General features: G+C 67.5%; 23 protein-coding genes, 3 tRNA genes and 1 pseudogene. 12 read left to right on the plus strand and 15 right to left on the minus strand.

Annotation, left to right across the window (positions count from 1 at the left end; translation table 11 throughout):
• Positions 1 to 32: 32 nt before the first annotated feature.
• From A6A08_RS17240 to A6A08_RS17245, 6 genes are all read right to left on the minus strand, one after another.
• Positions 33 to 2,189, minus strand: coding sequence for a bifunctional DNA primase/polymerase (locus A6A08_RS17240; protein WP_073703645.1), 2,157 nt, complete (start codon positions 2,187 to 2,189; stop codon positions 33 to 35).
• Between the two features lie 641 nt (positions 2,190 to 2,830).
• Entirely contained in the window at positions 2,831 to 3,343 is a 513-nt protein-coding gene (locus tag A6A08_RS27690) for a hypothetical protein (protein WP_143181799.1), read from the minus strand.
• 247 nt (positions 3,344 to 3,590) lie between these two features.
• On the minus strand, positions 3,591 to 3,827 hold the full coding sequence (locus A6A08_RS27700) for a hypothetical protein (protein ID WP_143181801.1): 237 nt from the start codon (positions 3,825 to 3,827) through the stop codon (positions 3,591 to 3,593).
• An 806-nt stretch (positions 3,828 to 4,633) separates the two neighbouring features.
• A complete protein-coding gene (locus tag A6A08_RS27705) occupies positions 4,634 to 5,047 on the minus strand; it encodes a hypothetical protein (protein ID WP_143181802.1) in 414 nt (137 codons plus the stop codon).
• Positions 5,044 to 5,337: a hypothetical protein gene (locus A6A08_RS27710; protein ID WP_143181803.1), complete on the minus strand. Its 294-nt coding sequence runs from the start codon at positions 5,335 to 5,337 to the stop codon at positions 5,044 to 5,046. Before A6A08_RS27710 ends, A6A08_RS27705 begins: the two co-directional genes overlap by 4 nt.
• A gap of 2,050 nt (positions 5,338 to 7,387) precedes the next feature.
• Entirely contained in the window at positions 7,388 to 8,299 is a 912-nt protein-coding gene (locus A6A08_RS17245; protein ID WP_073703646.1) for a tyrosine-type recombinase/integrase, read from the minus strand.
• A 309-nt stretch (positions 8,300 to 8,608) separates the two neighbouring features.
• Between A6A08_RS17245 and nadD the strand changes: the two genes are divergently transcribed.
• The 4 genes from nadD (at position 8,609) to A6A08_RS17265 (ending at position 10,495) form a co-directional block, all read left to right on the plus strand.
• Entirely contained in the window at positions 8,609 to 9,259 is a 651-nt protein-coding gene (nadD, locus tag A6A08_RS17250) for a nicotinate-nucleotide adenylyltransferase (protein ID WP_274534048.1), read from the plus strand.
• A 17-nt stretch (positions 9,260 to 9,276) separates the two neighbouring features.
• Positions 9,277 to 9,675 (plus strand): ribosome silencing factor, encoded by a 399-nt coding sequence (gene rsfS / locus A6A08_RS17255; protein WP_073703648.1) that lies wholly within the window; start codon positions 9,277 to 9,279, stop codon positions 9,673 to 9,675.
• Positions 9,676 to 9,720: 45 nt separating this feature from the next.
• Entirely contained in the window at positions 9,721 to 10,344 is a 624-nt protein-coding gene (locus tag A6A08_RS17260; RefSeq protein WP_073703649.1) for a histidine phosphatase family protein, read from the plus strand.
• 78 nt (positions 10,345 to 10,422) lie between these two features.
• Positions 10,423 to 10,495, plus strand: a tRNA-Ala gene (locus A6A08_RS17265).
• A gap of 137 nt (positions 10,496 to 10,632) precedes the next feature.
• Here the strand turns inward: A6A08_RS17265 and A6A08_RS17270 are convergent.
• The 3 genes from A6A08_RS17270 to A6A08_RS17280 form a co-directional block, all read right to left on the minus strand.
• Entirely contained in the window at positions 10,633 to 11,283 is a 651-nt protein-coding gene (locus tag A6A08_RS17270; protein WP_073703650.1) for a metalloregulator ArsR/SmtB family transcription factor, read from the minus strand.
• Positions 11,276 to 12,124, minus strand: coding sequence for a hypothetical protein (locus A6A08_RS17275; protein ID WP_073703651.1), 849 nt, complete (start codon positions 12,122 to 12,124; stop codon positions 11,276 to 11,278). Before A6A08_RS17275 ends, A6A08_RS17270 begins: the two co-directional genes overlap by 8 nt.
• 402 nt (positions 12,125 to 12,526) lie before the next feature.
• Positions 12,527 to 13,075, minus strand: coding sequence for a TetR/AcrR family transcriptional regulator (locus A6A08_RS17280; protein WP_073703652.1), 549 nt, complete (start codon positions 13,073 to 13,075; stop codon positions 12,527 to 12,529).
• Positions 13,076 to 13,128: 53 nt separating this feature from the next.
• On the opposite strand from A6A08_RS17280, the gene A6A08_RS17285 reads away from it, so the two are divergent.
• Positions 13,129 to 14,169: an FAD-dependent monooxygenase gene (locus A6A08_RS17285; RefSeq protein ID WP_073703653.1), complete on the plus strand. Its 1,041-nt coding sequence runs from the start codon at positions 13,129 to 13,131 to the stop codon at positions 14,167 to 14,169.
• Between the two features lie 104 nt (positions 14,170 to 14,273).
• On the opposite strand, the gene A6A08_RS17290 is transcribed toward A6A08_RS17285, so the two are convergent.
• Both A6A08_RS17290 and A6A08_RS17295 read right to left on the minus strand, forming a co-directional pair.
• Entirely contained in the window at positions 14,274 to 15,443 is a 1,170-nt protein-coding gene (locus tag A6A08_RS17290; RefSeq protein ID WP_073703654.1) for an alpha-hydroxy-acid oxidizing protein, read from the minus strand.
• 165 nt (positions 15,444 to 15,608) lie between these two features.
• Complete coding sequence (locus A6A08_RS17295; protein ID WP_073703655.1) at positions 15,609 to 17,411, minus strand: ABC transporter ATP-binding protein; 1,803 nt, start codon at positions 17,409 to 17,411, stop codon at positions 15,609 to 15,611.
• Positions 17,412 to 17,549: 138 nt separating this feature from the next.
• Between A6A08_RS17295 and A6A08_RS17300 the strand changes: the two genes are divergently transcribed.
• Positions 17,550 to 18,149, plus strand: a complete 600-nt coding sequence (locus tag A6A08_RS17300) for a TetR/AcrR family transcriptional regulator (RefSeq protein WP_073703656.1) — start codon at positions 17,550 to 17,552, stop codon at positions 18,147 to 18,149.
• Positions 18,150 to 18,205: 56 nt separating this feature from the next.
• On the opposite strand, the gene A6A08_RS17305 is transcribed toward A6A08_RS17300, so the two are convergent.
• Positions 18,206 to 18,505, minus strand: a complete 300-nt coding sequence (locus tag A6A08_RS17305) for a co-chaperone GroES (protein WP_073703657.1) — start codon at positions 18,503 to 18,505, stop codon at positions 18,206 to 18,208.
• 153 nt (positions 18,506 to 18,658) lie between these two features.
• Here A6A08_RS17305 and A6A08_RS17310 point away from each other — a divergent pair.
• From A6A08_RS17310 to A6A08_RS17325, 3 genes are all read left to right on the plus strand, one after another.
• Positions 18,659 to 18,731: transfer RNA gene (locus A6A08_RS17310), tRNA-Ala, on the plus strand.
• A gap of 951 nt (positions 18,732 to 19,682) precedes the next feature.
• Positions 19,683 to 21,167, plus strand: coding sequence for a polysaccharide lyase family 1 protein (locus tag A6A08_RS17315; protein ID WP_242422722.1), 1,485 nt, complete (start codon positions 19,683 to 19,685; stop codon positions 21,165 to 21,167).
• A 497-nt stretch (positions 21,168 to 21,664) separates the two neighbouring features.
• Complete coding sequence (locus A6A08_RS17325) at positions 21,665 to 22,099, plus strand: ATPase (protein ID WP_199866965.1); 435 nt, start codon at positions 21,665 to 21,667, stop codon at positions 22,097 to 22,099.
• A gap of 17 nt (positions 22,100 to 22,116) precedes the next feature.
• Here the strand turns inward: A6A08_RS17325 and A6A08_RS17330 are convergent, their stop codons facing one another.
• The gene (locus A6A08_RS17330; RefSeq protein WP_073703661.1) at positions 22,117 to 22,323 is read right to left on the minus strand and encodes a hypothetical protein; all 207 of its coding nucleotides are present in this window, start codon (positions 22,321 to 22,323) and stop codon (positions 22,117 to 22,119) included.
• Positions 22,324 to 22,441: 118 nt separating this feature from the next.
• Here A6A08_RS17330 and A6A08_RS17335 point away from each other — a divergent pair.
• From A6A08_RS17335 to A6A08_RS17345, 3 genes and pseudogenes are all read left to right on the plus strand, one after another.
• Positions 22,442 to 22,514 (plus strand) — tRNA-Ala (locus A6A08_RS17335).
• 81 nt (positions 22,515 to 22,595) lie between these two features.
• Positions 22,596 to 22,787, plus strand: a pseudogene (locus tag A6A08_RS17340) (ATPase); the annotation flags it as partial.
• Positions 22,788 to 22,884: 97 nt separating this feature from the next.
• Positions 22,885 to 25,020 carry an ATP-dependent DNA helicase gene (locus A6A08_RS17345; protein ID WP_073703662.1) on the plus strand — a complete coding sequence of 712 codons (2,136 nt, stop codon included), beginning with the start codon at positions 22,885 to 22,887 and terminating at the stop codon, positions 25,018 to 25,020.
• 156 nt (positions 25,021 to 25,176) lie between these two features.
• Here the strand turns inward: A6A08_RS17345 and A6A08_RS17350 are convergent, their stop codons facing one another.
• The gene (locus A6A08_RS17350; RefSeq protein WP_073703663.1) at positions 25,177 to 25,704 is read right to left on the minus strand and encodes a DUF6315 family protein; all 528 of its coding nucleotides are present in this window, start codon (positions 25,702 to 25,704) and stop codon (positions 25,177 to 25,179) included.
• A gap of 185 nt (positions 25,705 to 25,889) precedes the next feature.
• Complete coding sequence (locus tag A6A08_RS17355) at positions 25,890 to 26,237, minus strand: hypothetical protein (protein ID WP_073703664.1); 348 nt, start codon at positions 26,235 to 26,237, stop codon at positions 25,890 to 25,892.
• Between the last annotated feature and the right edge of the window lie 160 nt (positions 26,238 to 26,397).

Consider the following 26,397-nt stretch of genomic DNA (forward strand, 5'->3'; position numbering starts at 1 on the left):
CAGGTAGGCGAAACCGCCTACCTGCCTACCTGCTAGGGCTTCTCGGGACCAGGGAAGAATGCGCCGTCATCGCTGATGATCCAGCCTTCATCACTCGCGTATTCAAGGGCTTCGTCAAAGACCTCGCGGTGTCCGCTGTTGAGAGCATTCTTCAGCTTCCCCGGGGTGAACCGTCCCGACTTGTGGACCTGTCGTGCAATGGCTTCCGCTGCCTTCTTCAAGTTGGGCTCAGCGCGATTGCGCGCAAGCTGCAAACGACGCTCACGCTCAACAGCCTTGCGAGTAGCCATCTCTTCCCGTTCCGCCTGTGCTTCGGCGTTGCGCTCAAGGACGTTGCTACGAACCGCGCAGGATGTTTCCCACATCACACCGGACAGTTCCCAGTCCTCGTGAGTGACCGTTGTCCGACCGTCCAGCAAGCACAGAAGCGCGGAAATCTTCGCGCGAATCAACGGCGCGTGCGAGTCGAGTTCCGCAGGAGGGTCGATCTTGCCCTTCGCAATACCCGTGAACCGCTTGTACAACATCTCCTGCAAGTCTTCAGGGAGCGCCATAACCGGCTCGAAGTGAGTCCCGTCTACCGAAGTCCATTCACCACGCAACTTGTACCCCTTCAGTTCCCCGGGGTGCCCGGTGCGCTCGTCCGGAATACTCGGGTCAGTCGCGTTCACCCACAAAAACCTCTGTGGAAGTCCGCTGTCTTCCTCCGACAGGAGCACACCGGCAGCGTCGTACTGGTAACCAACGACAAAACCAGCGCTGTAGCTTCCATCGGGGACGATACGAGTCGTGTCAACGGAAGCGTTGGACTGTCCAATCAAGTCACCGATAAACGCACTGCACAGAGTCGGGTTGATCGTGGTCCCGCTGCGCTCCACCATCTTGTTCAGCGCGCGTCCTTCGTCCAACGTGAAAAACACGTTGTGCCGAACCTGCTTGGTCACCCGAACCTTGACGGGACTACCGTCCTTCTTCAGGTTAGTCGGGTCTTCCTCCCAGACCGTGCCCCAGTAAGCAGCGGAGAAGCCTTCTCCCGAACCAATGGGAAGACCGTCACGGAATCCTTCGAGGTCTACCGGTGCGGGCATGAGCTTCTTACCGACAGATACCGATGAACTCTTACCCGCACCTGACTTACCCACCACGGCTACGAACAAGTTCAGCGAAGCAGGCGACTTGATGCCGGTCTCAATACGGGTGCGGTGGTCAACCATTGCAGCCATACGGGCAAGCGTTGTGTACAGCACCGCATCAGCACTTGCTACCCGGGAATGGGCAGCCTGCCGAATGTGCTTCAGACTCTTCCTGGACTCCCAGAAGGAATCCGGAAGGTTGAGGTTGTTGTCCTCGCACGGATCACCGTCTGCCAACGGAAGATCAGCGATCAGATACAACCCATTGAGACCACGGTTCCATTCACCCTGGGCGTCGCGCTCTCCCTCTACATGAGCAAGGTAGAGGGATTCCAAGGTGTCCATGACGGTTGCCACTCCGGGGTGACCTGCTTCACCGAGCTTCATCAGGTTGTACTGACCAGTGATCATCGACCCGTAACGCGATTCACCGTTCTCAACACGGTTGTTGTACCGGTCAAGAACAGCAGTGACCGCGTCGCACGGGGCACCATCCGTGAGAAACCCGCCTTCGCATCCTTCAGTGCGCTTCTGAGCGACGTTCACCCTGTCCTTGCGCAGGTGTTCCAACCAAGCATCGGGGAGCTTAGGAAGCGACTCAGGACCGTTGAGCCACATAGGGGAGTCGCCTACCGGGTGCCACCTGTAGGTGGCACCGGTCTTCTCGTGAATGCTGGGTTCGCATACAACCGTCCGGTGAAACCACTGGACGGTTTCAATACCGGGAAGCTCTCCTACGGCTTCGTAATCCTCGGGTACGGAGAACAGGTAGATTCCGGAGATGCCGTCGCGCGACCCGGAACGGTCGGTAGCAGGAAGCGGACCAAGCTTGCGCTCAAGACGCGCGAGTGTGTCCCCTCCGACCTTTCCGTCGTAGGCGTCTACGTCAAGGGCAAGAACACCCTTGGGAAGCCTTAGAGCTACGTTCTCGCCCTTACGCGGGATGTCGGGAGTGGTGTTGTCGGTACGACCGGTGAAACCCTTGCGAGCGGGCTTCTTACCGCTGATACCTACAACCTGCCACCCCGCGTCAATGTACTGCTGTGCTGCATCCATGATAGAATTCATTGTGGTTAGTCTTTCTGGTTGAAACGTACATGGCGGTTCCTTTCCTCGAAGCTGATCAACAACTTCATACCGTGGTTGGTGCCCAAACAAGCCTCCTTAACCGGGGGCTTGTTTGCTTTAGGGGCACCATTACCATTCTATCGCGTTGCACATCCGGCGAAACAGTTTCGACTATTCTCCGAAACTATCGGCGCTGGTATGTCCTGCGGTTGTCACGGGGATGGTTCTCGTATCCGGGGAACCATCCCCGTAGTTACTCGCTGTCCAGTTCTTCGCTGCGACGCATCGCTTCCTTACCGCGCTTGGTACGTGCCTTATGGAAGCGAAGCTTGGTTGGTCGTCGCCATGTGCATTCAGTACCCCGCTTCGACTTGCAGGAGTAGCAAGACACGGCCAAAGTGTAGGAATCCAAATCCGTGCCGCCGATAGGCGTTACCCGGTGCATCCCACGTACACGGTTGGTTTCGGATACCGCCGTGGCCCTTTCGCGCTCCAACCGCGCTACCGTGGTCTCATACAGTCGCGCCTTCTCGTACCGCCTTGCGTGGTACTCGCTACCGCCAACAATCACCGTGGTACACGGCTGGTTCTTCGGTGAACCGCATACCGGACACGTCACCTGGTTTGGTTCAGTCATGGTTGGTCCCTTCGAGAAGGGCAACCACGCGCCGCGCTTCACCCTGGTTAATCTGGTATTGGTTCTGAATCTTGGTGCGTCCTGGTCGCTTACCACCGGCCGCGCGGATCTCGTCAGCGATACCGACCAACCGAGAATCGGTAATCGGTTCTGGTCGGGTGGTGGTTGGTCGCTGGTTCCTGGTCGGCTTGGTGGTAACCGGTTCTGGTCGCTTGGTGGTCATCCTGATAAAGACCTGCTCAACCACAACCAAGATGATGATCGGTACGACCAACCACAGAGCACCCGGAATACCAGAGAAAGCCCAACCAACCGAAGCACTAGCGATAGCGGTACCGGTCAGACCAACCGCGAAAGCCACGTTCGGCCACAGCGAGTTGTCTACCAACCGAGCGACCAAACCGGTAACCATCGCTGCGTCAACCACCAGGGCGACCACCTTCGCGAAGAACGGTGAAAGCGGAGTCCAGACCAGAAGGTGACCGGTCATCAGGGTGAAGCTCACAGACAGACACGCCACACAGATAGCGATGATTACGGCGAGCAGCCCCCAGCGTGCCCACCGGTTCATGGTCGCTCACCACCAGGGGAAGGTGTTCGATTGTCCGCGTGCTCTTCGGCTTCGTTAAGCTCGATAACCTCGACAGGTCGGACCGTACCGAAGTACGGACTGTTCTCGTCTTCCCCTACCGTGTCGGCAATGTGTACCGCGCGGGGGTCAATCGTGGTTGCTCGATAGTTCTTCGTCATAGCTAGTTCTCCTGGTTGTTGTTCAGCTTGTCAGTGAACCGCTGACGGTCGTCGTCGGAAAGAGCGGGAAAGAACTCCTCTGCGGTCTCAAGCAGGGCGAGAGCACGAAGCCTCTCCCATTCCTTGCGAGCCCCAACGGTGCGGGAATCGTCCACGCCCCAGCGGCGCGTAGCGATCGAAAGGGAAGCGACAGCGGCGCGAAGTGCCGTGTGTGTAGCTACTGAGCAGTTGTACTTCAAGGTGTCTCCTAATGGTTTTCGTTCTGACAGAACGAGCAAAGGTGTAAGAAACACCCGCGCATGATGCACGGGCAGTTCCTGTGTCTACGAAAAGGGGTGTTGCTCTCGTCGCTGCGGGGCTTCCTGCTGAGCTACTGTGTCGGCCTTTGCCCGTTACACGTCTTCACTCGAAGCCTGCGACTACCTCTGGACTCATCCGGCTACTCGCAGTCGACCTGTGCGTTACTGCTTCCTTCACCGAACCCCGGTTTCCCGAGAATCTCTCCTGCTGCTTCTACGGTACCAAGCGGCCTCTGACGAAACCGGATCGCTTCTTCGAGGATCCTTCTTCGTGTGGTGCTCGACCTGATACATCCAGTATCTCACACGGGTCTCAGAAAATCTGGATCGGTCGTTATAGCCCTGTGATCTGCATGATTACGGGATTCCGCTACCCCCGGACTGCTGAAACTAAGAACGGGAACCCCGGGGGGCAGCGGAAGAACGGGGGACCCGCCACCCGGGGAACCAGGATCCCGGGTGGCGGGCATCCGCCTCGACAACGACAAAGCGAGGCGGAAGTCTTGGGGGTCGGTTCCGGCTAGACACCGACCCCCGGGGAGCAACCGGTGTCAGTCTCACCGTTGCTCGAAGGGACACGCGGACAGGGAGAACCGCGCGTTTGTGGTTCTAGGTAGGGAGCTGCTCTAACCCGTCCGGGTGGCGCTCAACCTGTGGGGGATCTCGGGGCTGTGTGCCCTATCCGGGGCTCTACAGCAAGTCGTACGGGCTTACTAGGCACCATCCGGTGTCCTGGGAAGGAGACGCTAGTCCTGCTGCTCAGCTTCAAGCTCAGCAATAGCGCGCCTTCGAAGAAGCTCTTCCGCCTTCATCTTTCGCAACTCGACAGGGGTCGCAACGTCTCGCAACTTCTTCTGAAGGTTTTCGTCGCTTAGATCCTCGCGGTCGCGCTTCGCATTTGCACGGACCATTCCGTCCACGCGCTCGCGCTCGCGCTGTGCGGCTTCGTCATTCTTACGTGCTCGAAGCTCTCGCTGTGCGCGCTCGTGCGCTGCATGGAGGCTGAGGCCGTTCTCACGGAGTTCTTCAGCGCGAGTCCTTACCCACTGCTCATCGTCGCGGTTCTGCTTGACGTTCGCGTCGCGGGTCTGCTTGTTGTACCCGGGAACGTCTACGCTCTCGCCGCGTAGTCGTGCCCTGATCAAATCTGCTGCACTCATACCTGGTTCTCCTTGTTGGCTAGTCGGTCCTGTTCCGCCTGACGGAGACGGGATAGGTGATTGTGGTTTGCGCTCTCAGACGCGCGACGGTCTTCGTTGTACCTATCCCGTGCTTCGACCGCTTCGGCGCGTCCTGTAAGCGCTAGAAGCCTCTGGATAGCTTCCATGTCGTCGGTGCCGAAGAGGCTACCGATTTCGCTCCAAGGTCGACCCTTGCGGGACATCTCCTGTGCAGCGCGTAGAAGCTGCTCGGGAATCTTGGTCTTCGCTGCTAGTTCTTCGAAGTTCATGCTGCCCTTCCCAGGATCTCTGCAACGGTCTCGTGAACGAACCGCGCTAGCTTGGATTCTGCCATCCTGTGCGCTGCGTCCGGATCCATACCCTCGGAGATCCACACGGCTACCTGACCGCGTAGCCACGACCGGTAGTTCTGAATCGCTAGACCGTGACCCACTTGCAGTTCACTGGGAGTGGGATTGAGGGGAAGGTCCCTGACGGTCAGCATCCCGAATCCTGGGGGAAAGCAAGACCTGGGCTGACCGCTTCCGCTGCGATGAGAACACGACCAGCGCCTACGTACTTGAATGCGGTGCTCGTTGCGATACCCATAAAGGAAGCGACTTCCTGGTACGTCATACCTGCTTCGTAGAGACGCGCGGCTTCCACGCAACCCTTACGAATGAAACGGCTTCGAGGGATCCATGTGTCGGACATAGAAACTCCTTTCGTCCCTACTAATTGTATCATATTGATGACCTGCAAGAATGGATTGCGAAACGAACGGAGAACACTCCGCGGATTGACTGATAAGGCTTGAGCGGAGCGCAAGACTAAGGCTTCTATGAATCGTTCTAAGTGCGCTCGCAAGCACGGGAGGAATCACAAGTCACTGACCAGCGGAAACGCCATTGGACTTCTGTGACGGTCGCGATTGTTGTTTCAGCCTGACCCCCCTGCCACCTGGGGTGAAAGTAGCTACCCGGTGTGTTCACACGGTTACAGGTCACCAGGGAAGCCGGCAGCACGGAGAGTGACGATGCAACTACCTAAAGTAGCGCTGGATGGGGCATAACCCTGCATTATGTGTCACCAGGGCGACGCGGGTACCCCTGCATGTAGCCGCTAGGCCACAGGATCAACGCAGACGCGACAGACCCCGGTACCCATGCAAGGACACCGGGACGTGACTGTTAGGGCGTCAGCGTGCGATACAGAGCGTCTAAGCGGAGACGACGCGGTTCCTACCGTTGGGGGTCGGTACGTGCTTCCACTGGGGCGACGGTGTGCCGACACAGGCCACGCCCACTGGGGCGACAGAGTCCCCCAGCATCAACGTCATGGGGGCACGTGCTGCCCTCACACGCTTGCGCGGGGGAGTGGGAGCGGGACGGATGCAGAGCACCAGGGCAACGGCGAGTAGGGCAACGGGGGTCATGGTGACCCGCAACACCGGGGGAGCTACCGGTATTCCTGTCGCCCTGGTGGTGAACCATAACCCCACCGGTTTACTAGGACATAGGTTGAGCACCAGGGCGTGACCGGGGCGTGAGTGGGTGTGAGTACGCGAACCCCCAGCGTCCCTATAGAGAAAAACTTTTTTCTGTCCTCTCAAATAAAAAAATTCTTCTATATGTGGAAGTAGGGGAGTACTCACACTCACTCACACACAACGCTTTGAGCTGGGGCTACAGGGCTGGATAGGTATGGTGACCGGGGTCACATTCGGGGGACAGGGTCACCAGGTGGCGCGTCCCTGGTTGGACGGATCCGTCCCGCAGTCTGGGGTGTGCGTAGCAACGTGTATACCAACACCCCGGGGGTAGCTAGACACCGTGTTCAGCGCACTCCCGGGTGTGCGTAGCAAACCGTCCAACCAGGGTCACCAGGGCGACGCGCAAGGGTGTGAGAGCAATCCCGGGGATCTAGGACGTGCGCGGTACTCGCAAGGCTGGACGGTTCGCTACGAAACCAGGGCAGCGGCTAGACGGTTTCCAGGCATAGCGAAACCTAGGCGGTTGAGCACCAGATCACCGGAACGGTTAGACGCGCACGGAATGACGTACCGACCGGTCGGTATGCAACGGGTAGTCGGATTGCGTCCTGCCCTCACCTGCCCCGGGGTGACTGGGGAAGTCCTGACCAGGGAACTAGGCACAATACCCGTACTTCGTACGTGTGTATGAAACATTGCTCTTGCGGGGTTATTTGCTCTCGATCGTGGAAATTTGAGTCTCCGACTCGGGGATTAGTTCTCGATCCAAGCAAAAAGGAAGGGTGCGGACAGTATCCGCACCCTTCCCGGTTCTCAAAGGGGGTCGATACTATCGACCCCCTTCCCTGCTACTTCCCGAGTCGGTCACCAGGACTCAGGCGACGGTGAGCCGCAAAGGCACGCTCCTGACGTCCTGCGAGACCGTACCGCGTGATGACCTGGGTAGCGTTCTCCCAACCCCCGATGCACACGACGTCCGTGATCGTCGCACCAGCATTGAGCATGTTGTGAACGAAGCTGTGTCGCGTCATGTGCGGGTGGAACTTCGCGAGTCCTACGCGCTTCCCGTAATCGGAAAACATCTTCTGAACCATTCCCTCAGAGAGTCCACCACGGTTGCCGACCCACAGTGACGCCCTTTCCTTCCCCGGGTGGTACTCCCGACGACGAAGGTAGCGACGAAGCGCGACCCCCGTTGCCTTTCCGAACGGGACCGTACGGACTCCCGTCTTTCCGTTCACGGTGAGGGTCATCCGGTCAAGGTCGACGTTGTCCAGGGTGAGGGAGCACACTTCCCCGACACGAACCCCCGTGTCCCACATGACAAGGAGAATCGCGCGGTTGCGATAGGTCAGGAACGGTGTCGCTCCTTCCAGTTCCAGAAGGGAACGCATCTGTTCCGGGGTAATCAGGGGAACGGGCTTCACCGCAACCTTGGGGCGTGTCACCTTCTTGACGGGGTTCTCCGTCGCTTCCTCCTCCGTGACCAACCATTCCCAGAAGACGGAGAGCGCGGAGTGTCGGGACGACAGCGACGCGGGAGAGTCTCCCGCTTCGTCGCGTCGGTGCGCGAGGAACGCTTTGATGTCGCGCCGGGTGACGCCTGACGGGTCGGTGTCGGCACCGGACCACGCGAGGAAGTGTCGGAGGGTCTGACGGTAGGTCGCGACGGTGTGCTTCGACCGACCCTCAGCGGCCAACTCCGCGAGGTAGTCATCCGCAAGCTGAGAGAGGTTCACGGGGGTGTCTCCGTTCTGCATAACAGAGCTTCCCCGAGCCGGACGCGGACGCGGTCTGGTGTGCAAAGACTCGATGGACGGAGTACATCGAGTCGGCCATATCGGCATGCTATGCGTCGGGATGGTGCTTGGCCACGGTTTCCAAGAACGAGATATGACGCGATTCCCGAGTGCTGGGAACACGCCCGGGGAAGCAATCCCGCGCGGTGCCCGTTTCCCCAGGGCAAGGGGCGAACGGGGAGGAAGGGGACAGTGGTGGTGCCCGGTGTCGGCTACTCTCGGTTGGCCGGTCCCGGCAACGGCAACGTCCAAGGCGAAACGGAGCGCACAGTGGCGCACGAAGCTTCCGACGCCCCCCGGAGCGGAGGGTCCCCCGCGCGGAGAGGAACCGCCCCGACCAAGGTCGGCATCATGGGCGGTACCTTCGACCCCATCCACCACGGGCACCTCGTGGCGGCCAGCGAGGTCGCGCACTTCTTCGAGCTCGACGAGGTGGTGTTCGTCCCCACCGGCCAGCCCTGGCAGAAGGACCTGGCCAAGGTCACCCCCTCCGAGGACCGCTACCTGATGACGGTCATCGCGACCGCGGAGAACCCCCAGTTCAGGGTGGACCGCATGGAGATCGACCGCTCCGGGCCCACCTACACCCTCGACACCCTGCGCGAGATGCGCTCCAAGTACGGGCCGGGGGTGGAGCTGTACTTCATCACCGGGGCGGACGCACTGGGCGCCATTTTGAGCTGGCACAACGTCGACGAACTGTTCGAGCTCGCGCATTTCGTAGGCTGTAACCGTCCCGGTCACCACCTCAGTGATCCCGGACTGCCCGAGGGCAAGGTCTCCCTGCTGGAGGTCCCCGCGCTGGCCATCTCCTCGACCGAGTGCCGGGAGCGGGTCCGCAAGGGGGAGCCCATCTGGTACCTGGTTCCCGACGGCATCGTCCGCTACATCAACAAGACCGGGCTCTACCTAGAGAGCTGAAAGGCAGCAAGCACAACGTGACAGCCACCGACAGGGCGCAGGAACTGGTCAGGGTCGCGGCAGAGGCCGCATCCGACAAGCTCGCCCAGGAGATCATCGCCTACGACGTCAGCGAGCAGCTGGTCATCACCGAGGCCTTCGTGCTGTGTTCGGCGCCCAACGACCGGCAGGTCCGCGCGATCGTCGACGAGATCGAGGACCAGCTCCGCATCCAGGCCGGCGCCAAGCCGGTCCGCCGGGAGGGCGAGCGCGACGGGCGCTGGGTGCTGCTGGACTACGCCGACATCGTCGTGCACATCCAGCACGAGGAGGAGCGCGGGTACTACGGCCTCGAGCGGCTGTGGAAGGACTGCCCCGAGATCGACCTCCCCGAGAGCGCGCGCGGCGCCGAGCGCACTCCGCTGGACGAGCAGTAACACCGGCGCCACTTCGACGACACCCCGAGCGGAGAGACACACCACGTGAGTGACACGCCCCGTGTGCTGTTCTGGCGGCACGGACGTACGGCCTGGAACGTGGAGAACCGTTTCCAGGGGCAGACCGACATCGAACTCGACGCGATCGGCCACGCCCAGGCCAGACGGGCGGGGGAACTGCTCGCCTCCATGAACCCGGACGTCATCGTCGCCTCCGACCTGCGCAGGGCCGCCGACACCGCCGGGTACCTGTCCCGCGCCTCGGGCGTGCGGGTGGGATTCGACAAGGGGCTGCGCGAGCGCTTCGGCGGATCCTGGGAGGGGCTGACCGGGGTGGAGCTGTCCGAGCGCTGGCCGGTCGAGCACGCCCGGATGGACATCCCCGACGGCGAGCGCATCGCCGAGGTCGGTGACCGGATGCACGCCGCCATCGAGCGCGGGCTGGGCAAGACCCCGCCCGGGGGACTGCTCGTGGTGGTCAGCCACGGTGCCGCCCTGCGGGTGGGGATCGCCCGGATGCTCGGGATCGCGGACGAGCAGCGCGAGGTCCTGGGCCCTCTCAGCAACTGCTGCTGGTCGGTGATCCAGCGGCGCCGGGACCACTGGCGGCTGATGGAGCACAACGCGGCCAGCCTGCCCGAGCCGGTGGTGCTCAGCGACGACGCGTAACCGTTTCGACGTTCGCGCCGGATTCCGCTATGGTTCAGGGAGTCGGCAGGACCGCACCGGTCCGATCGACTCCCTCACGGGGCTATGGCGCAGTTGGTAGCGCGCCTCCATGGCATGGAGGAGGTCTGGGGTTCGAATCCCCATAGCTCCACGTTGAGGCCCGCGTGGTCGGTGGACTTCGTCCATCTTCCCCGCGGGCCTGTTTGTTTTGGGGGGGACGACCCCCCAGACCCCCGGTGCGCCGCTCGGCCTTCGGCCGTCGTGCTTGGCGGCGCTCCCTTGGACGCCTCAGTCGGCGTCGCGCCGGCGCTTCCAGCGGACGTAACCGCCCTCAAGGCTGCGCGCCCGACGGCCCGTGGCGTTGAGCATGCGCACGGCGCGGGGCGAGACCACGCAGTACGGCCCCTGGCAGTAGGCCACGATCGTCACGTCCCACGGCAGCTCGTCCAGACGCTCCTCCAGCTGGCGCGAGGGGATCGACACCGCGCCGGGCACGTGGTCCTCCTCGTACTCCTCCGCCGAGCGCAGGTCCACCAGCACGACCTCCCGGTTCCGGAGCAGCCCCTCCAGTTCGGTTCCGGTGACCGCGCTGACCGCCTCCTCCCTGCCCAGGTGCTCCTCGATCTCCGCGCGCAGGTCGCCCATGCGCTCCTCGGCGAACTCCTGGAACCTCCCCAGGAAGCGGGACACCCCCCGGTCGTGCAGGGAGTAGTGGATCCGCGTGCCCTCCCGGCGGGTGGACACCAGCCCCGCCGCGCGCAGCTGCTGCAGGTGCGCGGAGGTGTTCTTCAGCGGGAGTCCGCCCCGCTGGGCCAGTTCCTCGACGGTGCACCCGCCCTGGTCGAGCAGGTCGAGCAGCCGCAGCCGCACCGGGGCGGACAGCGCCTTGCCCAGACGGGCCAGGTGCTCGTAGACCGGGGCCTCGGGAAAGTCAGTCATATGCGGGCAGGTCTCCGTTGAGGAAGCGGACGTAGCGTTCGGCGTCGCGCGCGAGGAGCTCCTTGGCCCCGCTCCCGATGCTGGGCTCCCACCATCCACCGTGGATCCGGTCGAAGTCCAGGTGGTCCACGGAGGCCACCACCCGGCGCACCAGGCGCTCGGGCAGCGGGAGGCGGTTCGGCGCGCTGTAGAGGAAGGTGACGTGGTGCCCGCCGGGGGTGACCATGATCGTGTCGCCGGTGAACAGCACCCCCGGTCCCTCGTCCAGGTGCAGGACCGCGCTGCCCGGGAAGTGGCCGCCGGTCTGGACGATCGTCACCCCCGGCAGGGGGCGGTGCTCCCCGCTCCAGGTGCGCACCCGGCCGCTCGGCCGCTGGAGCCAGTGCGCGTCCGCCTCGGGCAGGGCGATCCCGGCGTCGAACAGGTCGGCCCACTCCACGGCCGAGCCGTACATGTGCGGGTGGCTCGACGCGACCACGGCGACGCCGCCGAGCCGCTCGACCTCGGCCACGGCGTCCCGATCGAGGAAGCCGGGCGGATCCCACAGAAGGTTGCCCGCGCCGGTGCGCACCAGGACGCCCCGGTGGCCCACGCCGAGGCCGGGTTCGACGCCGATGCCCACGACGGACTCCTCCACCGGCCGGAACACGGTTCGCAGGCCCTCGGCCTCCAGCTGTTCGCGGGTGGCCCAGTGGTGGCCGTCGCGGGGAACCCACTGACGGTCGTCCTCGCAGACCGGGCAGTCGGCGGGGGCGGTCCCGGAGGGCTCCCGGTTGGCGCCGCAGGTGCGGCAGATCCAGTAGTCGGAGATCTCCACGGACGCGGGGGATCGGGCGGTCATGGGGTTCCTCGCCTCTTGGTAGTTCTATTAATCTATTGATTAGTAGAATATGGGGGTGGCCGCGCCCGCGCAATCCCCGGCGGCCCTTCGTCCGGTTCCGCGCCGGCCGCCAGCACCTCTCCGGGAGGGCGGCCCACGGCCTCCTTCCCCGTGTTCAGGGGCCGTTCGGTCTCGGCGGCCACCGGGAGGTCCTCGGTCAGGGCTCCCGGCTCGCGCTGCGCACCCCGCTGGTCGTGGCCCTGGCGGCCACGTCGGCCTGCATTCCGGTGGCCGCGCTCGCGGGCATCCCCCGGGAGGCCGAGGAGTCGGCGAAGGGGGACGGGGCCGCCCCGTTCCAGGCCCTCGCGAGGGTGGCGGCGCCGGGGGTGCGTGCCCCGGGGCCCGGCCCGCGTCCGGGCCGCCTCAGTCCAGGCAGGACCGGACCACCCGGAGCACCTGCTCGCGCGGCTCGGTGATCTCCGGGCGGGTGATGCCGCGCATGATGAGCCCGTCGGCGTAGGCCGTCAGGGTGCGTGAGGCCGTGTCCGGATCGGCCGCTCCCAGGTCGGCGAGTATCCGCGACGTCCAGCGGTGGACGAGTTCGGAGCCACGGGCCAGCGAGGCGCGCACCTCGGGATTGTGCGCGCCCTCCATGGCCAGGGTGTAGCGGGCGACGGTCAGGGCGCGGTCGGTCGTGGTCGCGGCGGTCACGAAGCCGATCGCGGCGTCGGCCAGGTGCTCGACGTCTCCCAGGGAGGCGTCGTAGAGGCCCGCCCAGATCTCCCTGTCCCTCTCCTCCAGCCGCTCGACGACCCCGCGCACCAGCGCCGCCCGGGTGCGGAAGTGGTTGGAGGTCGATCCCCGGGGCAGCTCCGCGGCGGCGTCCACCTTCCCGTGCGTGAGGGCGTGCAGTCCGCGGGTGCCCAGCAGGTGGAGCGCGGCGTCGAGGGCACGGATCCTGTTCTGCGACATGGGGCCACTATATTCGTAGTGACACGATACTACGATCGTAGTATCGTGTCCGTATGCACGGAAGAGCACTGGTCGTCGGAGGGGGCGTCGCCGGACTCGCGGCGGCCCGCGGACTGCTGCGCGCGGGTTGGGAGGTGGAGGTCCGCGAACGCCGGGGCTCGCCGCCCGACATCGGCGGGGCGCTGAGCCTGTGGCGCGGGGGCATGGCCGCGCTCGACCGGCTCGGCCTCGGGGAGCGCGTCCGCGAACGCGCCGAGCGCCCCCTCAGGGGAGTGATCGCCGACCCCTCCGGACGCGCCCTCGTGTCGGCCGGCCCCCAGCGGACGGACGTCCACCTCGTCTCCCGCTCGTCCCTGCTGGCCGTGCTCGTGGAGGGGCTCCCCGACGGCCTCGTCCTCTGGAACACACCCGTCACCGAGGCGGACGTTCGCGGTGCCGGGGGCTTCGACGCGGTGGTGGGCGCCGACGGCATCCACAGCATCGTCCGGCGCACCGCGTTCCCCCGGGCGCGCGCTCCCCGCCCGCTCGGCACGGTCGCCTACCGGGGCACCGTCCCCGGGCCGGCGGGGATGGCCAGCGAGACGTGGGGGAGGGGGATGCTCTTCGGGGTCACCCCGATGGACGCACGCACCACCAACTGGTTCGCCTCCCTGCGCACGGAACTCCTGCGGGGCCGGGAGGGCCGGGACCACGCGGACCTGCTGCGCGAGCTGTACGGCGGCTGGCATCCCGTGGTCGCCCGAGTCCTGGACGCCCTGCCCGGAACCGGGGTGGACCGGCGCGAGCTGTACGACCTCCCCGCCCTGGGGAGCTACGTCCACGGCCGCCACGTCCTCATCGGCGACGCCGCCCACGCCATGGCCCCCAACCTGGGGCGCGGCGCCTGCGAGTCGCTGGTGGACGCGGCGGTGCTCGCCGACGCCCTCGGCGCCGGACCCACCGTCGGGGGCGCGCTGGCCCGCTACGACCGCCGAAGGCACGGGCCCACCCGCCGTGTCGTCCGCGCCTCCCGCGCGGTCAACCGGGTGAGCACCGGCGTCCGCCTCGACGGGCCGAGGGACCTCCTGGCGCGCACCCTCGGCCACCTCGTCTGAGTGGGGCGGCCCCTCTGGTGACCGAAGACAGGTTCCGTCTCTTCCGACTCATCCGGGACCAGTGGCCCCACGCGTCACCCACTGGCTGGTGAGCCGCGCGGCCGTCACGGCCAGCGGCGCGTGACGTCGCTCCCGTCCAGGTCGGCCGCGTCCTTGCCCATCAGCTCGGCGGTGATCTGCAGCTCCGCCAGCGTCGCGCGCAGCACGTGCTCCACGCCCGCGGCGCCGTCCACGGCCAGCCCGTACACCCACGGCCGTCCCAGCATCACCGCCCTCGCCCCCAGTGCCATCGCCACGGCCACGTCCGCGCCCGAGCGCACACCCGAGTCGAACAGCACCGTGGCCCGGTCGCCGACCGCCTCCACCACCTCGGGCAGCGCGTCCAGGGCCGCCACCGCGTTGTCGACCTGCCGACCGCCGTGGTTGCTGACCACGATCCCGTCCACGCCCGCGTCCACCAGGTCGGCGGCCTCGTCCCCGCGCACGACGCCCTTGACCAGCACCGGCAGGTCCGTCCACCGGCGGATACGGGAGATGTTGTCGGTACTCAGCGACTTGCTGGCGAACGCGCCCAGGAAGTGGAACACCGCCTCGGTGAAGACCCCGCCCGGCTCCGGATCGGCCTTGAGCCGGGACCGGAACTCCGGGTCGCTGACGTAGTTCGCCATGCCCTGGCTGCGCAGGAACGGCAGGTGGCCCAGAGCCAGGTCGCGCGGCCGCCAGCCCAGCCGCTTGGTGTCGGAGGTGACGACGATCGCCTTGGCCCCGGCCGCCGTCGCCCGCCGCACGAACGACTCGGCCAGGGCGTCGTCGCTGGGCCAGTACAGCTGGTACCACCACGAGTCGACCGCCTCGGCGACCTCCTCCATCGGCGTGGACGCGGCCGTGGACAGCACCATCGGCACCCCCACCGCGTTGGCGCCCCCGGCCACGGCCAGCTCCGCCTCCTCGTGCACCTGCTCCAGCACCCCGATCGGCGCGGTCAGCAGCGGGGTGGGGTAGTGCTCCCCGAACAGGGTGACCCCCAGGCCGCCGGACCCCTCGGCGCCCGGCCGCAGGGTGCGCGGGCGCAGCGCGTAGCGGGCGAACGCGTCCACGTTGGCCCGCGCGGTGCGCTCCCGCCCGGCGCTGCCCTCCACGTAGCCGAACGGCCCCGGCTCCATGGCCTTCTCCGCCAGGTCGCGCAGGTCGTCGTGGTGGTAGGGCAGCCCCGGCAGCACGCCGTTGGTCGCGTCGGCGTAGACGCCGTCCTGGTACTGGGCGAAGTCGGTCATGGGTCCCTCACAGGCGCCGGAGCGCCGGGTACGGGCGCCGAGGGCACGGCGCGGGAACGGCAGGGCGGGCGGGGCCGCGGGCGGGGAGGGACGGGCCCCTCCGGGACGGTCCGCGGCCGTCGAGCCGTTCGCGCCGACCGGCTCTGGCCGGATGCTACCGCGAGCTCACGTGACCGAGGTCACCCGGTCCTGCTCCGTGCGGCCGTCCCGCCCGTCCGCCCCCGGAGCCCGGTCCCCGGACTCGGCGATGTGCAGTGCCGCGACCAGTTCCCGGTACAGGTTGTCGCGTGCCATCAGCTCCCGGTGCGTGCCGCGGGCCCGCACACGCCCGTCCTCCATCAACACGATGGTGTCGGCGTGGATCACCGTGGACAGCCGGTGCGCGATGGTCACCACGGCCGCCCGACCGGCCTGGTCGCGCACGCTCTCGGTGATGGCGGCCTCGGTGATCGCGTCCACCTGCGAGGTGGCCTCGTCCAGCAGCAGCACGTCGGGCGAACGCAGCAGGGCGCGGGCCAGGGCGATCCGCTGGCGCTGGCCCCCGGAGAGGGACGTGGCGTCCAGAGGGGTGTCCAGCCCCTCCTCCAGGGCGTCGACCTTCTCGGTCAGCCGGACCTGCCCCAGGATCCGGCGCACCTCCTCCTCGGTGGCCTCCGGTCGGCTGAACAGCAGGTTCTCCCGGATGGTGCCGGGGACGACCGGGGCGTCCTGCTCGACGTAGGCGAAACGGCCGCGCACCTGCCCCGGCGTGAGCTCCCGGTAGGGGGTCCCGTCCATGAGCAGCAGCCCCTCCTCTGGTTCGAGGAAGCGCAGCAGCAGCGAGAACACGGTGGTCTTGCCCGCGCCGGAGGGCCCCACGATAGCGGTGTGGCCGCGGCGGGGGACGACCAGGTCCACCTGCTCCAGCGCGGACTCGGCGCCGGGCGCGTACCGGGCGGTGACCCCGCGCAGCTCCAGCAGCGTGTCCCCGCGTCCGCTGCCCGGCCCGCTTTCTCCGGTGGCGGACGGAACGGAGGTGTCGGGTCCGCCGGAGGAGGGCTCGAGGGGGAGGGCCTCCACCTCGCGGATGCGCCTGGCCGCGGCGATGCCCGACTGGAGCGTGGTGACGCTCTGGGAGAGCTCCGTCACGGGGCCCATGAGGGTGAAGGCGTAGAGCAGGAACGCGACGAGGGTGGAGACCTCGATGGCGCCGGAGGCCACCCGCAGCGCTCCCACGCCCAGGATGGCGATGATGGCGAGCTGGACACCGCTGAAGGCCACCGTCCAGGCGACCGCCTGGCGGCGCACCGAGCGCACGCCGTGCCGCGCGGACTCCTGGGCGTGCTCCAGGATCTGGTCGCCCAGCCGCTCCTCGGCCCGGCTGACCTTGACCGTGCGGATCGCGCGCAGCGCCCCGTCGAGCACGCCGCCCATCAGACCGAGGGAGTTCTGGGCCCGCTCCTGCGCCTTGGCCAGGGAGGGCATCAGGGTCAGGAACAGGAGGGTGACGACGAGCACCCCGACGAAGGTGACAGCGAGCAGGAACAGGTCCAGCACGCCCATCATGACCAGCGTCCCCACCAGCAGCACGCCGCCGTTGACGAGGCTGATGACGCTGCTGGAGGCGGCCTCGCGCAGGAGCACCGTGTCGGAGGTGGCCCGGGTGACCAGCTCACCGGAGGAGCGGCGCGACAGCGGGATGAGCGCGGCGCGGAAGTAGCGGTGCACGAGGGAGGTGCGCGCGTCCAGCACCACCTTCTCGGCGACGGTGCCTAGGAGGACCCAGTGCCACAGGCCGAACACCGTGCCCGACAAGAACAGGACCAGCAGCAGTGTGATCGGTCCGCGAAGGCCGCCCCCGTCGGAAACGGTGTCCAGGACCAGCTTGATCACCATCGGGTTGGCGAGTTCGAGCGCCGATCCGGCCAGTGCCAGGAGCAGGCCCAGCGCCAGCTTGCGCCGGTGCGGGCGCACGAACGACCACAGCACCCGGAGCTGGGCGAAACGGGGGACCGAGGTGTCCGATGAAGGGTCAGTGTCTGATCTTGATGGATCGCTCATGCTTCAAAGTAGGTCACAGGTGACCGATTAATGTCAACCAAATACCGACAACCCTAGAATGAGGGCATGGTGAAGAGCGCTCCCTCAGAGGAAGAGACGAGGACCCGGGCCAGGACCCGCCGCGCGATCCTCGAAGCGGCGGTGGCGGTGCTCGGGGAGAACTCCTCAGCCCCCCTGTCCCAGGTGGCCGAGGCCGCGGGTGTGGCACGCAGCACGCTCCAGCGCTACTTCGCAGAACGCGCCGACCTGGTCTGCGCCCTCGGTGAGTACGCCGAGGAACTCATCAACGAGGCCACCGAGCGGGCGTGCACCACCGAGGGCACGGGTCTGGAGGCCTTCCGGAGGCTCGTCCCCGAGTACTTCGGGCTCCAGAAGGTGATCATGCTGGCGTTCGGGAACGAGGACTCCTGGAACGAGACGTCCCAGGAGGAGTGGGGCGCGGCCGACCTCGCCCTGTACGCCCTCGTCGAACGCGGCCACGCCGACGGCAGCATCGATCCCAGGATCACCCCGGCCTGGGCGCAGCAGCTCCTGTGGGCCGGGCTCTACGCCGCGTGGACCCACGTCGGCATCAGTCGCACACCCGCCTACGAGGCCCTCAACATGTGCGTGTACTCGCTGGTCAAGATGATGGAGAACCCCGACCGGAGCGGCGGGCGCGCCTGATCCGGGAGCGGAGCGTAAGGGCCCGCCGGGCAGGGGGCCGGGCGGGCCGGAGGGGACTACAGGTACAGGCCTGTGCCCCGGCCCTGTTCGGGGACCTCGTTCGCGACGGCGTGCACGTCGCGCTCGCGCAGGATCACGTAGCGCTCGCCGTGCAGTTCGACCTCGCCCTGCTCCTCGGGGTCGAAGAGCACGCGGTCTCCGGCCTTGACGTGGCGGGCACCCGTCCCGGCGCCGACGACCTCGCCCCATGCGAGTCTGGTCGCCAGTCTGACCGTGTCCGGGATGACCAGGCCGGCGTTACTGCGTCGTTCGCCCTTGTCGGGGACCGCCTTCACCAGCAGGCGGTCGTGGAGCATCTGGATTTCAAGCTTTGATTCGGGCACCACTCCAGGGTATGCAGTCGAAAACCGGCCACCGCACGTCCACCCACCGGCCCCGAAGTCGCAACCCACTCCCGATCTCCGGTACAGTGATTCCATCGCCGAGCGGGGGAACCGCCCGGCACACCAGGGGCTATGGCGCAGTTGGTAGCGCGCCTCCATGGCATGGAGGAGGTCTGGGGTTCGAATCCCCATAGCTCCACGTTGAGGCTCGCGTGGTCGGTGGACTTTGCCCACCTTCCCCGCGGGCCTGTTTGTTTTGGGGGGACGACCCCCCAGGCCCCCCCGATGCGCCGTTCGGCTTTCGGGGGCCTTCGGCCGCCTCGCCTCACGGCACGTTCTTGGCCGCGATCTGCTGTGCCGGACTTCGAGGCTCGCGTGGTTAGTGGACTTTGCCCACCTTCCCCGCGGGCCTGTTTCTTTTGGGGGACGGCCCCCGATGCGGGGCTCCGCCCCGCGGGTCGTACCCGGCTTGCCCAGGGCCCATCTCGGGACTGTTCGCGAGTCAGCTCGTAGGCGGTCCACGAGATCACGTCCGACCTTTCCGACCGGGTGGGATCGCGTCGTTTCCGGGCTCGCCGGAAGGTCTGGGCGCCGGCCAGAGAAGCTCCCTTTCCTCCCAAGGCGCACCACCCACCGAGAACGCCTTTCCCGATCGTTCGTGAGGGCACGGCCGTTCCGTCCCGCCGTGGTTTCGAGTGTCCGCGTGGGGGCGGGAGCGGCGTGCGCGCGCCGACGTCGGCCGGGTCGTGGAACGGCGAGTATGGCACGGGACACCGGTGGCCGGGAAGACCCCCTTGCCCCACCGCGGCGCTCCCCCGACCGCGACCGGGCGCCTCTGTCCGGCCCGCCGCGTCGTCGATGAAGCAGCCCAATCGGTTGCATTTTTTGAGGTACTCGATCCCGAAATCCACGTCGGATGCCGATGAAATCGCAGGACAGTCGGGGTGAGGGGCAGTCAGGATGTCCGGCCTTCTTACAAACGGTTGCATTAACCCCCCTTGACACGGAAAGCGCTTTCTCTACTCTCGAGGAAAGCACGTCAATGCTCGTGCTCTACTACGAAGGGTGAGCAGTGAGACGATCAAAAGCGCGTCGACTCGTGTCGACGCTGGCTACTGCGGCCGTGGTGGCGGCTGGTCTGTCCCTGCCGATGTCCCAGGCATCGGCGCAGACCGGCGAAGCCACGGGTTACGCGACTCAGAACGGCGGGACCACCGGCGGCGCGGGCGGACAGACGGTACGGGCCACGACCGGAACCCAGATCCACCAGGCCCTGTGCGACCGGCCCAGCACCAGCACTCCGGTCATCATCGAGGTGGAAGGAACCATCAACCACGGCAACACCTCCAAGGTGTCGGGTGACAGCTGCGACACCGCCGACGACGTGATCGAGCTCAAGAGGATCAGCAACGTCACGATCGTCGGCGTCGGCGGCGGAGCCGTGTTCGACCAGCTGGGCATCCACATCCGTGAGTCCCGCAACATCATCATCCAGAACGTGACCGTCCGGAACGTCAAGAAGTCCGGCTCGCCCACGTCCAACGGCGGTGACGCCATCGGGATGGAGAGCGACGTCCGCAACGTCTGGGTCGACCACGTCACCCTGGAGGCGTCGGGCGGGGAGTCGGAGGGCTACGACGGCCTCTTCGACATGAAGAACAACACCCAGTACGTCACCCTCTCCTACAGCATCCTGCGCAACTCCGGCCGTGGCGGCCTGGTCGGGTCCAGCGAGAGCGACCGCTCGAACGGCTACGTCACGTACCACCACAACCGGTACGAGGACATCGACTCGCGCGCGCCCCTGCTGCGCGGCGGCATAGGGCACATGTACAACAACCACTATGTGGGGCTTCACAAGTCCGGCATCAACTCCCGGGCCGGCGCCCGCGCGAAGGTGGAGAACAACTACTTCAAGGACTCCAAGGACGTCCTGGGCACCTTCTACACCGACGAGAGGGGCTCCTGGGAGGTCAGCGGAAACATCTTCGACAACGTGACCTGGTCCAGCGAGGGCGACGAGAACTACCCCGCCGGACCCGACCCGCGGTCCACCACGTCGGTGAGCATCCCGTACTCCTACGAGCTCGACGACGCCGGCTGCGTGCTGGAGGTGCTGGAGCAGACCGCGGGCGCGGGCAAGGGCAACCGGACCTCGGACGGCAACTGCGAAGCCGAGGAGCCGACCGACCCGGGCCCGACCGACCCGGGCCCGACCGACCCGGACCCGACCGACCCGGACCCGACCGACCCGACCGACCCTCCCGGCGGGACCAACCTCAGCATCGGGGCCGGTGCCGACGGCTCCAGCAAGGCCAGCGGGACCAGCTACGGGAACGTCATCGACGGTGACATGAGCACCTACTGGTCGCCGAGCGGCTCGACCGGTCGCATCTCGGTCAAGTGGGGCTCCGACGCCACGGTGTCCGCGATCAACATCCGCGAGGCGGCCGGAGCCGAAGGCAACATCGGCTCCTGGAAGGTCGTCGACCACGACACCGGAGCCGTCCTGACCACCGGTAGCGGAGCGGGTGTCATCACCTTCGCCCCGACGTCGCTGCGAAAGGTCAACTTCGAGATCACCAGCTCGAACGGCACACCGCGCGTCGCCGAGTTCGAGACCTACGCCGGTTAGCCGCCGGACGACGGCGGCAACGGTGACGGTGATGGCGAGGTGGTGGTGAACGGCTCCACCGCGGAGTCGACCCCGTTCGCGGCCACGGGTGCATGGGAGAGCCGGGTGACAGCGACGATCCCGGTGCAGGTGGACAGCACCACCGTCCGGCCCGTGGCCACCGGCCCCGAGGGCCTGTCCGACACCGACCACCTGGAACCCCCGTCCGGCAAGGCCTGACCGGCCGGCACCGGGACCGGGACCGAGCTCCCACGTGGGAAGAGCCCTGGCGGGTCGAGCCGCCAGGGCTCTTCTCATACACGGTCCCGGTCAGCGGTGGCCCGGCAGGGGCTTTGCGCCCGCGCCGGGACTCCTGCGGGTGGAAGTCCGCCCCGGAGCCAGGCGCGGCCCGCGTCGATGGCCGCCGGTGCCGGACCGTGTTCCACTCCCCGTGCCTTGCGCCACGTCCGCCCTTCGCGCGACCCTTGGTCCGCACGTCGGGGAGAACGGGGAGGGCCGTGGACGAGACCCTGGACCGGATCGAGCGGCAGGTGGACATCGCCGCGTCCGCGCAGCGGGTCTGGGACCTGGTGAGGCGGCCGGGATGGTTCGTCAGCGACGGGGAGATCCTCGACCACCGGACCACGCGGGACGGGGACGCGGACATCGTGCACGACCCGGTCCGCGGTGCCTTCCGGATCCGCACCGAGAAACTCGAACCTCCCGGCTACGCGGCCTTCCGCTGGTTCGCCGGGGACGGGGAGGCCTCCACGCTGGTGGAGTTCTGGATCGAGGAACGCGGCGCGGACGGAGTGACCCTGCGGGTGGCGGAGAGCGGATTCGCCTCGCTGGAGGAGTCGGAGGAGGAGCGGCGCATGCGCGTCGAGGGGGACGCCGTCGTCTGGGAGATGGGGCTCTCGCTCGCCGCGGCCCACGTGGAGGCGTCCCGGTGAGGTCCCCGACCGGACCGTCACTCCGTGGAGGCGTCCCGCCCGTCCACGAAGGCGAGGAGCGCCGGGTCGTCGGAGACCAGGCGCTCGACCTCCTCGCCTCCGTCGCACCGGCACAGGGCCACCGCCACCCGGGACGGAGACCGCTCCACCACCCGCCACACGGCGCCGTGGTCCTCCCAGCGGACCAGGACCTGGACGGGGTCCTGCTGTGGTCTGTCGCTCATGCCCTCCCTGTGCCCCGGTCCGGGGCTGGTGGAACGGCAATGTGGGGTGCCCTACACCGCGACCGGTCATCCCACCCCTCCACGTCCGATAGGATCTAACCGTTGCCGCGAGGCACACGGGGCTATGGCGCAGTTGGTAGCGCGCCTCCATGGCATGGAGGAGGTCTGGGGTTCGAATCCCCATAGCTCCACGTTGAGGCCCGCGTGGTCGGTGGACTTCGTCCGCCTTCCCCGCGGGCCTGTTTGTTTTTTGGGGGCGACCCCCAGACCCCTACGAGGGCATGCCCGGGCACGTGTGCATGGAGACCACCACGCTGGAGGAGAAGGACGGCCGCACCCTCTGCACGTCGGTCACGGTCTTCCCCACGGTCGAGGACCGCGACGGCATGGTCGGGTCCGGTATGGAGTACGGCCTGAGGCAGTCCATGGACGCCTTGGACGAGCTGCCGGCCACGATGGCCTGAGAAGGCCGGGCGGACGGTCGGCCTGGCCCACGGCGGTCCGGCCGGCCGTCCTGTGGACAACGCCGCTCCTGTCCTTCGCGGCCGGTACTGTCGATCCGTGGCAGATCTCCCCGACATCCCCGTCCTGCTCGACGCGGCCGTCGCCGCCCTGGGCGGCAGCCGCCGCGAGGGCCAGGCGACCATGGCCGCCGCCGTGGCCGAGGCGGTCGACAAGCGCGAACACCTGGTGGTCCAGGCCGGTACCGGCACCGGCAAGTCCCTGGCCTACCTGATACCCGCCATCAGACACGCGATGGCCAGCAAGGGCACCGTGGTGGTCTCCACCGCCACCATCGCCCTGCAGAACCAGCTCATCGAGCGCGACCTGCCGCGCCTGGCCGGGGCCCTCACACCGCTGCTGCCCCGCGAGCCCACGTTCGCCGTGCTCAAGGGCCGCCGCAACTACCTGTGCCGCAACCGCCTGCAGACCGCGGGCGAGGAGGCCGAGGACACCGAGCTGTTCGACCCGCGCCAGCTCTCCTCGCTGGGCCGCCAGGTGGCCCGCCTGCACGAGTGGGCCGAGGACACCGTCACCGGTGACCGCGACGAGCTCACCCCCGGGGTCAGCGACCTGGCATGGCGCCAGGTCTCGGTGGGCGCCAACGAGTGCATGGGCGCGCGGATCTGCCCCTTCGGCCAGGAGTGCTTCGCCGAGTTCGCCCGCGAGGCCACCCAGGGCGTGGACGTGGTGGTCACCAACCACGCCATGCTCTCCATCGACATGTCCCAGGGCCACCACATCCTGCCCGAGCACAACACGATCATGATCGACGAGGCCCACGAGCTCGTGGACCGCGCCACCTCCGTGGCCACCGGCAGCCTGAGCGAGCGCGCCGTCAACGCCGCCGCCAAACGCGCCGCCCGCCTGGTCGAACCCGGCATCAGCGAGCGCCTGACCGAGTGCGCCGACGGCCTGGCCCTGATGTTCACCGACTCCCCGGAGGGGCGCCTGGACCACATCGACGACGCCCTCGCCAACGCGGTCGCCGCCACCCGCGACGCCGCCTCGGCCTGCGTCACCGCCATCGGCCCCTCACCGGGCGAGCTCGACCCGGACGGAGCCAGCGACCGCCGCCTGGCCCTGGCCGCCCTCGGCGAGGTGCACGACACCGCCGTGCGGATCCTGGAGTCCTTCGAACCCGCCCTGCGCGACCGCACCGAGGTCGTGTGGCTGACCCGGACACCGGGCCGCCAGCCCGTGCTCAGCGTCGCCCCGCTCGGCGTCGGCGGACTGCTGCGGGACAAGCTCTTCGGAGACCGCACCGTGGTCCTGACCTCGGCCACCCTCACTCTGGGCGGTTCCTTCACCGCCCTGGCCGGCCAGTGGGGGCTGGGCCGCGAGGTCACCCAGGAGGCGGCCGAACGCGCCGCCGCGGGCCGCACCGATCCGGACCCGGGCCGCCGGGACACGGCGGACCCCGGGGACGCCGGCGCGGACGGTTCCGACGAGGACCCGGGTGCGGACGACGACGATGACGGCCCCCACCGCGCGGCCGGGGAGCCCCGCTGGCGCGCGCTGGACGTCGGATCGCCCTTCGAGCACGCCCGCAGAGGCATCCTCTACGTGGCCACCCACCTGCCGCCGCCCGGCCGCGACGGGCTCGCGCCCGCCTACCTGGACGAGATCGCCGAGCTCATCGAGGCCGCCGACGGCCGCGCGCTGTGCCTGTTCTCCTCCATGCGCGCCGCCCAGCAGGCCTCCGAGGAGCTCCGCGAGCGCCTGGACCATCCGATCCTGTGCCAGGGAGAGGACTCCACCGGCCAGCTGGTCCGCCGGTTCGCCGAGGACGAGCGGTCCTGCCTGTTCGGCACCCTGTCGCTGTGGCAGGGCGTGGACGTGCCCGGACCCTCGCTGTCCCTGGTGGTCGTGGACCGCATCCCCTTCCCCCGGCCCGACGACCCGCTGGCCTCGGCCCGCCAGCGCGCCGTCGCGGCGCACGGCGGCAACGGCTTCCTCTCGGTGGCCGCCACCCACGCCGCCCTCCTGCTCGCCCAGGGCACCGGGCGCCTGCTGCGCTCCACCGAGGACCGGGGCGTCATCGCCGTCCTGGACCCGCGCCTGGCCACCGCGCGCTACGGCGGTTTCCTGCGGGCCTCCCTGCCGCCCTACTGGGGGACCACCGACCCGGCCGTGGCCCGGTCGGCGCTGCGCCGGCTGTCCGGCCGGGCCGAACCCGAACACGCCGCCGGGTAGGCGGCGGGGCCCGGGGCCGGAGGCGAGGGGCCCTGGAGAACACGGCGGCCGGGCGCCCGGAAAGGGCCCCGGCCGTGTGCCGTGGAGTCGTGTGCCGCGGGGGGAGGGGCCGTCCCAGGCGGCTCTTCGCCGTACCCCGTCTCCGCCGTGTGCGGCTCAGCCCCGGGTGCGGTAGCCGAACAGCCGGACCGCGTACGCGGGGGAGTCGTCGTCCTCGGCCTCCTGGATGAACCAGCGGTCGTCGTGGTCGCCGACCAGCAGCTCGTTCCACATCATGTCGATGAGTTTGAGCCGGGAGACCACGGACGACTCGGGGTCCAGCACGATCGAGTAGGCGCGGTCGGACAGCCGCTGGGTCACCATGCCCACGGACTGTCCGTCCCAGATGGCCGGGACGGGGGCGTGCCCGACCTCGACCCCGCACAGCCGCAGCTGCTCCACCTCCTCGTCGAGGGCCTCGGCCGCCAGGGCGCCGTCCAGTCGGAGGGCGTCCTCCAGCTCGTCGCGGTCCTCGTCCTCGCGCAGGTAGGCGTGATAGGTGCGGTAGCCGCAGGTGCGGCACTTGCGCCAGACGACGCAGCGGGCCAGCCCGTAGGCGGACTGTGCCTCGCCCACACTCTGGTAGTCGCTCACCTCGCGAATCGTGCCGCAGTCGCAGCACAGGGCCGTGAGATCCTGCTTCATCAGAGTCCCCCCTCCCAGGCGAGTATGCGACGAACGGAGCCCGTTAGGGAACCCGTTCGGTGAGGAAGTCGCGGCAAGGACTCGTCATCAATGCCCAAAATGGCCCGGTAGAGGGTTTTGGACGCGACCTCGGCGGCGTGTCGGTGTGGCCGGTCCGACACCGGCCGGCAGGCCGCCGCACACCGCTACTCGTCCAGCGACAGGCCGCGCTTGTTGCGAGCGCTCCAGTCGCGCATCCGCTGCGGGTAGCCGACGATCTGCACGTCGTAGGCGGGAACGGCCAGCTTGCTCGCCACCTTGCGGATCACCTCGGGCGAGCCGCACCGCCGGCGGATCCACTCGCCGTCCGTGGCGACCGCGACGGCCGTGGTCCGGGTGGCGAAGGTCTCGGGCTCGACGAAGAACTCCACCCCGACCCTGCTCTTGGCGAAGTCGATCAGCGCCTTGATGTCCGAATCCTCGGAGGCGCGGTCAAAACGGGCCTTGCCTTTGCGGTTGGCCTTGCGGAGTCCGAAACGGTCTCGCCATCCCATCGGGGCTCATGTCTCCTCAGGTGTGGATCGTGTGAGCCCGGTGAGGCTCGGTGCGCTGTCTGCGCCGGGGGCGGGGCGGCCTCCCTCGGGAGACCGCGGTGCCCCGAGTGTATCGACCCAAATCCACACCCATCGAATGCGTAAACCCACGCTGCACGGT

It is taken from the genome of Nocardiopsis sp. TSRI0078 (assembly GCF_001905145.1).
Taxonomy (GTDB): domain Bacteria; phylum Actinomycetota; class Actinomycetes; order Streptosporangiales; family Streptosporangiaceae; genus Nocardiopsis.